This is a genomic window from Fusibacillus kribbianus (assembly GCF_030053595.1).
Taxonomy (GTDB): domain Bacteria; phylum Bacillota; class Clostridia; order Lachnospirales; family Lachnospiraceae; genus Lientehia; species Lientehia kribbiana.
Genome location: NZ_JASGBQ010000031.1, coordinates 22,087 through 34,547, shown reverse-complemented (window position 1 = coordinate 34,547; position 12,461 = coordinate 22,087). Strand labels below are relative to the sequence as shown.

The window sequence follows — 12,461 nt, the reverse complement described above, 5'->3', positions numbered from 1 at the left end:
ACGCTAAAAACCGGCTTGATTATCCACAGTGGATTCTCAAACCGGTTTTTTTGCTCCAAAAACGAAGGAGCGTTGCTCCTGACCCGATATCGCTTAGATTTCAGGTCATTATGCAACACTCCCATTCTGCCGGAAAGGACTCGAAAAATGGCTAAAACTACATCAAAAAAGGTAACTACCAAGCCGGATTACAGGACTGTTGTCCGCAGCATTCCGTACTATGAGAAATATCTCTTAACAGCCCAGGAAGCATGTGCATATTTCCACCTCGGAGAAAGGAAGATGTACGAGTTGCTTAGAGAATACGAAGGAGCAAAGTGGGTCCTTCGTAATGGAAACAGACTCATGATCAAAAAGGATCTGTTCGCACGTTGGTTGGACCAGCAGTCGGAGATCTAAAAGTATCTTCGAAGGACGGAACATAGGGGCTGCAGAAGTACGGCCTTAATATGAAAACAGAATAACAATTTACGGCAGGCTGCTCAGAGTGATTTGAGCAGTCTGTTTTATTGTGCGTTTTTAGAACGGTTTGATCTTTCGGAATGGAACCGGTGGTCAGAACGAAGAGAATTAGCAGTCGGAGATGGAGTAGGTACTCCAAAAGTGAGTCGATTGTTGCGAGCAGGAGCTATTGTTCCTGCCCTGATCGTACAGATGGTAGAAATGGAGTAGGTACTCCAGTTCCTGTGTTTAATTGCATCATTCTTAGAACAAATGATGCAATTGAAAGGGTAAATGAAGCAATTAAACTCTACATGTGCAGGTTAATTTAACTGTTGAATTTACACAGCTTTGCTTGAGATATGCAATCTCAAATTGAAATACAACAGTAATTGTGGTACAATTCTTAACATGAACATAGTGTATCCACTTTTGATAAGGAGAACGATTATGGCAGTATGTTACAACAAGCTCTGGAAGCTTTTGATCGATAAGAATATGAGTAAAACTCAACTTGTAAAAGCTGCAAAAATAAGCACCAACGCAATGGCTAAGATGGGTAAGAATGGTGATGTTTCTACGGAAGTATTGCGTAAGATCTGCACCGCTCTTGAGTGTGGTATCGAGGATATCATTGAAATCATCCCTGATGGAGGTAATCAGTAATGGACAATAAAGCTTTGAAAAAACTGGAGGCCGATCTGTGGGAGTCTGCCGATCTGCTTCGTGCCGGATCCAAACTGACTTCCAACCAGTATTGCATGCCTGTACTGGGACTGTTGTTCCTTCGTTACGCATATAGCCGTTTTAAGTTGGTTAAGAAAGAAATCCTGAAAGACCGTCCGATGCGCCGAGGTGTTGTTCTGCCTGTTGAGGCAAGCGACTTCAAAGAAAAGAGCGCTATCTTCCTTCCGAAAGAAGCACAGTATGAATACTTGGTAAATTTGCCCACTAATGTGGCAGATGCAAACTTAATCGGAGCTAATGGACAGCCGCTGAACAGCCTTGGTGAAGTTGTAAATAATGCAATGGAGCTGGTTGAGGCTCAGAGCGAGCAGCTTGTTGGCGTTCTGCCGAAGGACTATACCATGTTCTCCGATGAGCTCCTTGGTGAGCTGCTTCGCATCTTCAATAATAACGCTCTTGATGAGGTCGGTGGTGATATCATGGGCCGCATCTATGAGTACTTCCTGAATAAATTTGCAAAGAATATTGCCTCTGATGACGGCGTATTCTTCACGCCTAAGCCACTGGTTAAGATGATCGTTAATGTGCTGGAGCCTACAAGCGGTGTCCTTCTTGACTGTGCTTGTGGATCTGGTGGTATGTTCGTTCAAACCGGTGACTTTGTAAACGCTACCGGAATGGCTGCAAACAATACCATGACTTTCTATGGCCAGGAAAAGGTTGAGTATAACGCTCAACTCTGCTTGATGAACATGGCTGTGCATGGTCTGACTGGCGTTATTAAGTCCGGCGATGAGGCGAACACTTTCTATCACGATGCTCACAATTTGGACGGAAGCTGCGATTATATCATGGCGAACCCGCCATTCAATGTAGATAAAGTAAAGTCTGAGTCTGCTCAGGCCGCAGGTCGTTTGCCTTTTGGTTTGCCTGCTGTAAACAAGAATAAAGAAATCGGTAATGCGAACTACCTGTGGATTTCTTACTTCTACAGCTATCTGAATGAGCACGGTCGTGCAGGCTTCGTCATGGCATCATCTGCGACCGATAGTCAGGGCAGAGATAAGGATATCCGTCAGAGCCTGGTAGAAACCGGACATGTGGATGTAATGGTCAGCGTTGGCAACAACTTCTTCTACACGAAAAGTCTGCCTTGTTCATTGTGGTTCTTTGATAAGGGGAAAAGATCTGAAATCCAGGACAAGATCCTCTTTATCGATGCGAGAAACTACTATACCGTTGTGGATCGCACCCTGAATGAATGGACTGAATGGCAGTTAAAGAACCTGAACGCCATTGTTTGGCTGTATAGGGGCGAAGTTGATAAGTATTTCGCACTTCTTGACGAATACCATGAAGTACTTGGCAGCGATAAGCCTTTCTCAGAGCAGGTCCATGAGCTTAATGAAAGGATGAAAGCTCTCCGTGCTGAGGCTAAGAAAGCAGTCGAAGCTGCGGATAAGCGCGACAAGAAAAAGGTTCAGGCTGATTATGACGAAAAGATCGCTGAATTAGCCGAGATTCTTACAGTTGCAAAAGAAGCAAACTGGCTCTACGAAAAATTCGGTAAGGGTGAGTATACAGACGTCCTTGGCCTTTGCAAAGTCGCTGATCGTGCTGAGGTTGCTGAAAAGATTTTTTCTCTTACTCCAGGTGCATATGTCGGCGTTGCACCTATCGAAGATGATGGCGTTGACTTTGAAGAAAGAATGGCCGAGATTCATAGAGAACTGCTTTCCCTTCAGGCTGAAAGCAATAATCTGATGGATACCATCTCTCGAAATATGAAGGAGATGGGGTTATGAAAGAAATAAAATTAGGAGATATTGCGGTAAGTATTACTGATGGAAAGCACGGTGATTGTGAAAATGCCGAGCGCTCTGGATTTTACTTTGTGAGTTGTAAAGATATCCATGATGGTATTATCGATTATACAAATGCCAGACAAATAACCCAAAGAGATTTTGAAGATACGCATAGACGAACAAAACTAGAGCCAAATGATATTCTAATCACTAATAGCGGAACTATTGGAAGGATGGCATTGGTAAAAGAACAGGAAGAAACAAAGCATACAACATTTCAAAAAAGTGTAGCTATTGTTAAACCAGATAAAGAACAAGTCCTTCCTAGATACTTATATTATGCGCTTTTGAATTGTGTTAAGGAATTTATAAATAGGTCTAATGGTTCCGCACAAAAAAATCTTTTGCTTGGAACTATGCGAAACTTTACCTTTAACATTCACGAGGATTTTGAAGATCAAGAGAGAATAGCAGCAATTCTATCCGCATATGACGATCTCATCGAAAATAACAAACAGCAGATCAAACTCCTTGAAGAAATGGCACAGCGCCTTTACAAGGAATGGTTTGTTGATTTGCATTTCCCTGGATATGAGGATGTGCCGGTTGTTGATAGCGTGCCGAAGGGGTGGAGAAAACTACCTTTGTCTGAAATTGTAGATGTTGTCATGGGGCAAAGTCCAAAATCAGAATTTTACAATGACAATCACGAAGGGTTGCCTTTTCATCAAGGTGTTGGAACCTACGGAAGGCGGTTTGTAGTAGATAGTACATATTCTTCTTCTCTTACCAAAATTGCTGAAGCAGGAAGCATTCTGTTCAGTGTTCGTGCCCCAGTTGGTAGATTAAACTTTACGAAGAACAAGATCGTTATTGGGCGTGGTTTGGCCGGCATGAAGGAAAAAGATGGTCATCAAAGTTTTCTCTTCTATATGCTTAAAGAACGATTCTTTAAAGATGACTTAGTAGGCAATGGTTCTATTTTCGCTTCGATTTCTAAGAATGAGCTATTAGATCAAATGTTTGTGGTGCCAACAGATGGACTGAAATGTTTGTTCGACAATTACGTGCATAGTATTGACGAAAAGATAAATGCATTAGATTCGCAGATTACGAGGCTAACCGAAGCCCGTGATCGCTTGTTGCCGAAACTAATGAGCGGAGAAATAAAAATCTAATAGAGTGGAGGTGAAAGCATGCGACCCGAATACGATGGCGTAAAATTCTATAGCAAAAATGATATGAGTATAGGTTGGGAATTAGAAAAGGCAGAACCAATTCTTAACTCGTTTGATGCGGCTAAAGAGTATGACGACGTCAATTCTATCTTGGAATTATATAATGTTCAGCAATTGGTCGAAACGGGCGTGGCTTTATCTTCATGGACAGAACCGGTGCATAAGGGATACTGTTCTCGGGTAAAACAGTTCAATCCTATTATTGGGCGCTTCTTCGGCAAAATTGATGATTCGTCTTTTATGGAAATACAGAGTATCGTGTGTATCTCTTACCTAGATGATTTTTGGAAGCTTTTCGTTAAGTTCAAGGTATACAACAAGATTTCCTCTGAGACAATGCAGGGCTTTCTAAAGCAACCAGATACAACTCTTTATAAATTGCTGGAGCACAGGGAACTGGTCGAGCACTTCGATAGAGAATTTGCAGAGGTACTTCGTTCTTCTGACCAAACTGCACGCATCCTTGTAACTAAGTTTCTTGAGAAGGGCAATTCTGTATGTTATTTACCAAAATCGTTCGGACCTTCTGAATATGAAGAAGTGTTTTTGCGATATGTTCGCGGCGAGTATGCAAATACTAATGTACTACAGCTTATATATAAAGCACAAAGCACGAAGGAATGTCCGATTAGCGATAAACTTCGCTTAGAGGCAAAACGTGCTTTCGAAAAGTTCTGGAGTGAACACGCAGATGGTGCGTTGAATTATGCGTATGGAATAGGTGTAACATTTCAGATTCAAGATGAATTAAAGAAATATGAGAACCAAGGTACTAATTATAGTATTTCTTATGATGTCAGATGGCTTGAGGAGTCGTTGGACTATCCGTCCATATTAAACAATTTTCGATATATTTTTGAAATGTTTGATATTCCCGGAAGAAGTACTCTTGTTTCAGTGAAGTCTCAAATTGGTGCATTTGAAGGTTCATTTGCTGTAGATGGTGTCAAATTCTATAAGAGAGGGAACCATTTTAATGCGATAGATATGCTGTCTAGTGCGCAGACTTCTTTGTACCAAAACTTTTTGATGGAGCATGAAATTGATTTAGAGGATGTATTCAAATGGTTTTTTGAACAGTATCTTCCATCTGAATTTGGCGTCGAAGGTTTCGGTATGAATGCATCGTCATCGACAGCAACATACATCGAAAAATGTCGTAATCTTGCAGCTGAGATGGACGGCGTACTGAAACAATTCCGCATGTTTGTGAGGGATGGATCAATTGATAGAGAACTGTTTGAAATGTCTTCCGAACACATGATTCTGGAAGGAATTCCAAGTTTGATAGATGGTAAATATGCGTATGCCTTAAGTAAAGAAGTAAACAATGAGATGTTTGCGCTCTTCTCGGATCAGTCAGTGTTGAGTTTTACTGAAAGGACTAAAGCAAAGTATTCTACGTTATTTGAATTGCTCAGAAATGAATCGGTGAGTGAAAATGACTTTAAGGAATGGCAACTCAATTCTTTGAAATGGCTTGCTCAGCGAGGAAGCATTCTCATTGAGGATTCTGGGGCAATTAAACTTGCTAGCACGAGAGTATTGATTCTAAAGGATCTGTATGAGCATGATGTGTTATGCGTGCAAGCCTTTAATAAATGGAAAACAGAAATTGACTTAATGATACAAAACGGAGATTTGACAGTAGAAAGCACCTTGTTTTCGCTGCCTGAGACAGAATATCTCAATTACGAGTTGAATAAGTCACAATTCAGTGATGGATTGGATTTAAGAAATAAATATGCCCACAGTACATATTCAAACAATGAAAAAGAACAGCACCATGATTATGTGCAATTGCTTAAATTGATGGTATTGGTAATAACGAAAATGAATGATGAATTCTGTTTTTGGGCAGATAGCAAGGAGGTGACAACATGAGCTACGACTATTCTGAAAATATACTCGTTCAGGAAAGCGCCGGACATCTTTTGGAAGACGAACTTGGCTGGGAGGTTAAGTTTGCCTTTGATACTGAAGTTCTCGGTGAAAACGGAACCTTTGGACGTAAAAGCTATAAGGAGATCCTTCTTGCAAGATATTTTAGAGAAGCCCTGAAGCGACTTAATCCGTGGCTCACCCTCAGTCAGATTGATGAGGCACAGCGCAAACTGGAAACCCATCTTTCGACAGCCTCCCTTCTTCAAATCAATGAAGAGAAGTATTCCATGATCCGTGACGGTATCCCTGTTACGGTGAAGAAACCGGGTGGCAAAACAGAAGAAAAGAAAGCGTCTGTTATCGACTTCCAACACGCCGACAATAATCACTTTCTTGCGATTAAGGAGCTGAAAATCCACGGCGATTTGTACCGTAGGCGCACAGATATCGTGGGCTTTGTAAATGGACTTCCACTTCTGTTTGTCGAGTTAAAGAAGAACACAGTGGATGTTCAGGACGCATATACAAACAACTATACCGACTATCGGGATACGATTCCGCATCTGTTCTATTACAATGCATTTCTTATGTTGTCCAATGGAACAGAGGCTAAGGTCGGTACGCTTGGAAGCAAGTTTGAGTTCTTCCATGAGTGGAAGCGACTCAATGAACAGGAATCGGGAAGCGTTGCTCTTGAAACAATGCTGCGAGGTATCTGCAAGAAGGAAAACTTCCTGGATCTGTTTGAGAATTTCATTCTCTATGATCACAGCGGCGGCCATACTGCCAAAATCCTTGCCCGAAACCATCAGTACCTTGGTGTTAATGAGGCTGTCAAAGCGTATGAGGCCCGCAAGCTGAACAATGGTAAGCTGGGTGTTTTCTGGCATACTCAAGGCTCCGGCAAAAGCTATTCCATGGTATTCCTTGCTCAGAAGATCCGCCGCAAATTTGCCGGTTCGCCGACCATCGTGGTTCTGACCGACCGTGATGAGCTGAATAAGCAGATATCCGATACCTTTGAGAACTGTGGTTTGCTTGGTAAAACGAAATCCAGCCAGTTTATCGCTTCAAGTGGCGATGACCTGGTGGAGAAGCTGCAGGGTAATCCGAGCTTTATCTTCACCTTGATACAGAAATTTAATAAGCCGAACCTTGAGCCGATCTATCCTGATCATGACATCATTATCATATCGGATGAGGCCCATCGCAGTCAGTACGGTATTTTCGCTGAAAATATGGTGACGTTGTTGCCGACTGCTTCAAGAATCGGTTTTACCGGAACACCGCTTCTCTCCAGTGACAATATTACAGAGAGGACCTTCGGTGGATATATTTCTGTTTATGACTTCAAACGTGCAGTTGAGGATGGTGCGACCGTTCCCCTGTACTATGAGAACCGAGGCGAGAGAATCCAGGAAATAAAAAATCCTGATATTACAGAGAAGATCCTGGATGCAATTGAGGCTGCAGACTTGGATGCCGATCAGCAGGAAAAATTGGAGCATGAGTTTGAGAAGGAAATCCACCTTCTTACCGCACCGGGCCGCTTGGAAGCAATCGCCAAGGACTTTGTCGGCCATTATTCCGACCTCTGGACCAGCGGTAAGGCAATGTTTGTCTGTCTCAATAAGGTGACCTGCGTTCGAATGTACAATTACGTTCAGGAATGCTGGAAACTTGAGATTGCAGCGTTGAAGCAAAAGCTCAGGATCGCTTCTCAGCAGGAAGCACAGGAACTGCAGCGAAAGATAGCCTGGATGGAAGAAACGGAAATGGCCGTTGTTATCAGCCAGGAACAGAATGAAATTCAGACCTTCAAGAAATGGGGATTGGATATTCTGCCTCACAGAGCAAAGATGGAAAAACGCGAACTGGACAAGGAGTTCAAGGATAAATCCAATCCTCTTCGCATCGTATTTGTCTGTGCAATGTGGTTGACCGGTTTCGATGTAAAATGCCTGTCATGCCTCTATTTGGACAAGCCTTTGAAGGCACATACACTGATGCAGACAATTGCAAGAGCAAACCGTGTGGCTGAGGGTAAGAGCAACGGCCTTGTAATTGACTATATCGGCATTGTAAAAGCTCTGAGGAAAGCACTCGCAGATTATACTGCGAATACGCCGGGTGGAAACGATCCAACTGTCGATAAGGAAAAACTGATTGAGAAAATACTGGAAGCAATTGCTGGTGCGGATGCGTTCCTCGCAGAGCGTGACTTCTCATTAGCAAAGCTGATTGCAGCGAAAGACTTTGCAAAGCTGGCGCTCCTTCAGGATGCGGCCAATGTGGTTTGCGAATCTCCTGAAAGCAAGAAGGAATACTCAACCTATGCAAGCGAAATCAGTCGTCTTGTAAAGTACCTGGATCGAAGCGATATCGATACAGACACCAGGCAGAAAAAGGATGCTATCATTGCTATCTATGATGAGCTAAAAAAGAAACGCAAGCATATTGATACGGTTGACTTGATGGTTCAGATCAACGGCATTATGGGCGAGTATATCCTGATTGAAACACAGCCGTCCGGCCAGGCTCCATCGAGAAGATTTGATATCAGCAAGATCGACTTTGATTTGCTCCGCCGGGAGTTTGCCAAGGCAAAGAAAAAGAATCTTGTCATCAAGGACATTGCCGAGCTTATTCAGGTTAGACTTAATGGTATGCTGAAGGCTAATCCGAACCGAATTGATTATTATGAACGCTATATGGCAATCATTAACGAATATAACAGTGAGCAGGACCGTGCAACCATCGAGAAAACTTTTATGGATCTGATGGATCTTGCGAACAGCATGACCCAGGAAGAGCAGCGCTATGTTCGTGAAGGTTTCGAAAGTGATGAAGAGCTTTCCCTTTACGATATGCTCTTTAAGGATGATCTATCCAAAGAAGAAATCAAAGAACTGAAAAAAGTAGCGGTGGATCTACTGAAGAAAATCAAAGGGAAGATTGCTGAGCTTGATCACTGGACGGATAAACCAGAAACCAAAGCAGTTGTTGATAATTTGATCAGAGATACCTTGTGGGCAGAATTGCCGGAGAGTTACGATGATCATGCAATAAATCTGTATCGAGTGCAGATTTATGAGTATGTTTATACGAGATACAAAGTAGCTGCATAAGGAGGAATAACATGAAGCCAATCTCTCTATCGGAACAATTATTATTTAATACAGTCCGTCTTGTTGCGACTGACGGATCATCAGGAACAGGATTTTTCTATAATTTTAAAATTGGGGATTTTGTCTATCCCACAATTATTACTAATAAGCACGTTGTCAGATATAATCCGAATGAACAAATGACTTTTTTTCTCCATTTGCAATCTGATGATGGAGAGACAATAGAAAACCAGCAGGTGTCACTTGACGCTAAATGGGTGTTTCATTCAAAAAAAGATTTATGTTTTTGTTTTGTGAATCCTCTTTTTGAAGAAGTGCTACAAAAAACGGGCAAACATGTTTTTTACATTGCCAATGATGAAAGCATTTTAGCTACAGATAGAATAACGGAAGAACTTTCAGCGTTAGAAGAACTGGTAATGGTGGGATATCCTATTGGATTATGGGATGAAAAGAATAATTTCCCAATATTCCGAAGAGGATACACTGCTTCACATCCTGCATATGATTTTAATGAGGATGGAATTGGCTTGGTTGATATGGCTTGTTTCCCTGGGTCATCTGGATCACCGATTTATGTGTTTAATGAAGGTGGTTATAGAGACAAAAAAGGAAATATGTACCTTGGGCAGAGTAGGCTTATCTTCTTGGGCATTCTATTTGCAGGGCCACAATATGATGCAACGGGCAATGTAGTTGTAACGGTTGTACCCACTGCAACAAATGTTCAATCGCATACTCCTATCATGACTAATTTAGGGTACTACATAAAGGCAAAAGAGCTTAAAGAGTTTCAGGATTATATAGAATCAATTTCTGCACAATGAGTAATTTGAAAATATTCCCCCTTTGCTCCGCAAAGACTGTGAAATCGCGCAGTGATGAACCCTCACGAGGGCTTGGGGAAACGTAATCCCCAACAAGTTGCCGGAGAGCAATTTCGATTTGTGTTTAACATGGCGAAACTTGCTCTGACTGCACGTTTGTGGCAATTTGAAAAACTCCGTTTTTGAGTAATTGTCATACACGGCGAAACTTGCTCTCAGCAAGTTATTGGCAGCCAAGGCGAAACTTGCTCTAGAATAGAGCAAGCAAACAATTACATATAGAACAACGGTTCCGGCCGGAGAGTGACTCAGAAACGAGTTGCTCTCCGGCCTTTTTCTTTTGCAGAAATCTTCAAAATACCGACTTCCGTTCGCGATTTTCCGTCCACACGAGATTAGTGAGAAGAAATTTTACAAAAATCACGTCATGGCGGCTGTTTTTTCTCCACGTAGGATAAGTGAGAAGAAAAAATAAAAAGTTTTTTCGAGAAATCACAACAACTTTGCGATTTTTTCTCCACGTAGGTTAAGTGAGGAGATAAACGGATCCTTTATCAATATCGTCTGATCGACTGCAGCGGAAGGACGGGAATTTTAACGGAGGTTATTTGATGAGTGATTACATCAGACTGGGAACGCAGTTTCTGAAATACTATCAGTTTCCGGAGTTCTTGCTTCGGGCACCCATCAGTCAGACAGCAAAGCTGGCCTATATGGTCTTGTATGACAGAGCCAGGCTTTCGCTGAAGAATGAATGGGTAGCTGATGGAAAGATCTACACGGTCTTTCCCATAGCAGAACTGGCGGAAACGCTGGGCAAGTCGCAGTCCACAGTGAAATCGGTTCTCAATGAACTAGATGAAGCAGGGCTGCTGATCCGCAAGTCCGGCGGCTTCTCGAAAGCCAATATTCTTTATGTTCTTATTCCTTCTATAGGGCAGTTTTCTGACGAAGTGCTATTGCTGCACTCCAGAGGTAGGAAAAGTAGTCCTCACGAAGGTGATGTTTCTGATCTTACGAGGGACAGGATTTCGGCTCCTAATAAAGTAATAGAAACAAATAATGGTAGTAAGAACAATGGAGTAAATCAGCGTACTGGATATGGTCGTTATAAGAATATTTATCTCTCACAGGATGAATACGATCAGCTCTGCAGGGATTATCCCGGCAGGATGGACGGGCTGATTGAAGAGATGAGTGCTTACCTCGCGGCCAATGGTAAAGCTTATCAGAACTGCGAGGCAGCGCTTCGCAGCTGGTCTGAGAAGGATGCCAAACAGAGCAGACAGACAAAGAGTGGTTTTGAAGATTATAGCTGTAAGGAAGGAGAAAGTTTCTAATGGAAAATATGATTAACGTTGTGAAGGAACTCATGATAGAGGATGCAGCTCCGGGGGATTACCTGGATGAAGAAGGTCTCCTTTGCTGCGGCAATTGCCATACCAGAAAGCAGGCCATGAATGAAAAGCCCATCATCTTAGGTGACAGGATTTTTGATCGTCATCCCTTGATGTGTAAGTGCCGAAGAGAAGAGCTTGAGAAGGAAGAGACAGAGCGCAAGCTTCGCGAGCATCTGGCCTGCGTGGATCGCCTGAAGAACGTCTGCTTCATTAGTCCTGCCATGAAGAATTGCTGCCTGGAAAAGGCAGACCTGTCCAAGATGGAGCATTTGGATCTTGTCAGGTTCTACATCGATAACTGGACTGACATGAAGATGACCAACACCGGATTCCTTCTATGGGGAGACAGCGGTAATGGCAAGACACACACCGCAGCATGCATTGCCAACGCATTGATGGAAAAAGAAGTATCAGTTCTCATGAGGAACATGAGTTATTTCCTGAATGCCGGATTTGAGGACAGAGAGGAATTCGTCAGAGATGTTCAGAGATACGGCCTTTTGATCATTGATGATCTGGGGATGGAGCGTGGAACCGAGTACGGCCTTGAGATGGTCTTCAGTATCATCAATGCCAGATATGAAAGTGGACGGCCTACGATTATCACGACCAATCTTTCGCTGAATACGCTTCAGAATCCAGAAGATTTGGTCTACCAGAGAATCTATGACAGAGTACTGGAGATGTGTGTACCGGTCCAGTTCCATGGAAAGAGTTTGAGAGGAGCATTAGCTCGGGAGAAGTTTGATGCATTGGCGAAGAGTATGGAGGTAAATGCCCATGAATAAAGAGACACGCATGAAGTTTGAGGTACCGATCTGGGAGCGTTATTCCCTTACGATCAACGAGGCATCCTGCTATTTCCATATCGGTGACAGGAAGATCAGAGAGATCGTCGAGGACGATCCCGGAGCAGATTATCTGATTCGTGTAGGGAACAGAGTCATGATCAAGCGTAAGCGTTTTGAGCAGTTCCTGGACAGACAGGAAGCAGTATAAAAATGGCCGCAGGTCCGCTGAAAATGCAGGCCTGCGTTATCAGAAGTATAAC

Annotated in this window: 10 protein-coding genes; all 10 read left to right on the top strand. The window is 42.7% G+C overall.

What is annotated here, in order from left to right; translation table 11 throughout:
• The first annotated feature begins 147 nt into the window (after nucleotides 1-147).
• The 10 genes from QJ036_RS12905 to QJ036_RS12860 all read left to right on the top strand — a co-directional run bounded on the left by QJ036_RS12905 (nucleotide 148) and on the right by QJ036_RS12860 (nucleotide 12,409).
• Nucleotides 148-399 (top strand): helix-turn-helix domain-containing protein, encoded by a 252-nt coding sequence (locus tag QJ036_RS12905; RefSeq protein WP_283231782.1) that lies wholly within the window; start codon nucleotides 148-150, stop codon nucleotides 397-399.
• A 492-nt stretch (nucleotides 400-891) separates the two neighbouring features.
• Nucleotides 892-1,107, top strand: coding sequence for a helix-turn-helix domain-containing protein (locus QJ036_RS12900; protein WP_283231781.1), 216 nt, complete (start codon nucleotides 892-894; stop codon nucleotides 1,105-1,107).
• Entirely contained in the window at nucleotides 1,107-2,933 is a 1,827-nt protein-coding gene (locus QJ036_RS12895) for a class I SAM-dependent DNA methyltransferase (RefSeq protein ID WP_283231780.1), read from the top strand. The genes QJ036_RS12900 and QJ036_RS12895 overlap by 1 nt, the downstream gene beginning before the upstream one ends.
• Nucleotides 2,930-4,111, top strand: coding sequence for a restriction endonuclease subunit S (locus QJ036_RS12890; RefSeq protein WP_283231779.1), 1,182 nt, complete (start codon nucleotides 2,930-2,932; stop codon nucleotides 4,109-4,111). Before QJ036_RS12895 ends, QJ036_RS12890 begins: the two co-directional genes overlap by 4 nt.
• An 18-nt stretch (nucleotides 4,112-4,129) precedes the next feature.
• Nucleotides 4,130-6,055, top strand: coding sequence for a hypothetical protein (locus QJ036_RS12885; protein WP_283231778.1), 1,926 nt, complete (start codon nucleotides 4,130-4,132; stop codon nucleotides 6,053-6,055).
• Nucleotides 6,052-9,183 (top strand): type I restriction endonuclease subunit R, encoded by a 3,132-nt coding sequence (locus QJ036_RS12880; protein ID WP_283231777.1) that lies wholly within the window; start codon nucleotides 6,052-6,054, stop codon nucleotides 9,181-9,183. Before QJ036_RS12885 ends, QJ036_RS12880 begins: the two co-directional genes overlap by 4 nt.
• 11 nt (nucleotides 9,184-9,194) lie before the next feature.
• Nucleotides 9,195-10,010: a trypsin-like peptidase domain-containing protein gene (locus tag QJ036_RS12875; RefSeq protein ID WP_283231776.1), complete on the top strand. Its 816-nt coding sequence runs from the start codon at nucleotides 9,195-9,197 to the stop codon at nucleotides 10,008-10,010.
• A gap of 611 nt (nucleotides 10,011-10,621) precedes the next feature.
• Entirely contained in the window at nucleotides 10,622-11,350 is a 729-nt protein-coding gene (locus QJ036_RS12870; RefSeq protein WP_283231775.1) for a replication initiator protein A, read from the top strand.
• Nucleotides 11,350-12,198, top strand: a complete 849-nt coding sequence (locus QJ036_RS12865; RefSeq protein ID WP_283231774.1) for an ATP-binding protein — start codon at nucleotides 11,350-11,352, stop codon at nucleotides 12,196-12,198. Before QJ036_RS12870 ends, QJ036_RS12865 begins: the two co-directional genes overlap by 1 nt.
• Nucleotides 12,191-12,409: an excisionase gene (locus QJ036_RS12860; protein WP_283231773.1), complete on the top strand. Its 219-nt coding sequence runs from the start codon at nucleotides 12,191-12,193 to the stop codon at nucleotides 12,407-12,409. Before QJ036_RS12865 ends, QJ036_RS12860 begins: the two co-directional genes overlap by 8 nt.
• Nucleotides 12,410-12,461: the final 52 nt, after the last annotated feature.

Coding starts and splice junctions, on each gene's coding strand:
- QJ036_RS12900 (WP_283231781.1), top strand. CDS start 892: ATGGCAGTATGTTACAACAAGCTCTGGAAGCTTTTGATCGATAAGAAT.
- QJ036_RS12860 (WP_283231773.1), top strand. CDS start 12,191: ATGAATAAAGAGACACGCATGAAGTTTGAGGTACCGATCTGGGAGCGT.
- QJ036_RS12880 (WP_283231777.1), top strand. CDS start 6,052: ATGAGCTACGACTATTCTGAAAATATACTCGTTCAGGAAAGCGCCGGA.
- QJ036_RS12890 (WP_283231779.1), top strand. CDS start 2,930: ATGAAAGAAATAAAATTAGGAGATATTGCGGTAAGTATTACTGATGGA.
- QJ036_RS12865 (WP_283231774.1), top strand. CDS start 11,350: ATGGAAAATATGATTAACGTTGTGAAGGAACTCATGATAGAGGATGCA.
- QJ036_RS12870 (WP_283231775.1), top strand. CDS start 10,622: ATGAGTGATTACATCAGACTGGGAACGCAGTTTCTGAAATACTATCAG.
- QJ036_RS12895 (WP_283231780.1), top strand. CDS start 1,107: ATGGACAATAAAGCTTTGAAAAAACTGGAGGCCGATCTGTGGGAGTCT.
- QJ036_RS12875 (WP_283231776.1), top strand. CDS start 9,195: ATGAAGCCAATCTCTCTATCGGAACAATTATTATTTAATACAGTCCGT.
- QJ036_RS12905 (WP_283231782.1), top strand. CDS start 148: ATGGCTAAAACTACATCAAAAAAGGTAACTACCAAGCCGGATTACAGG.
- QJ036_RS12885 (WP_283231778.1), top strand. CDS start 4,130: ATGCGACCCGAATACGATGGCGTAAAATTCTATAGCAAAAATGATATG.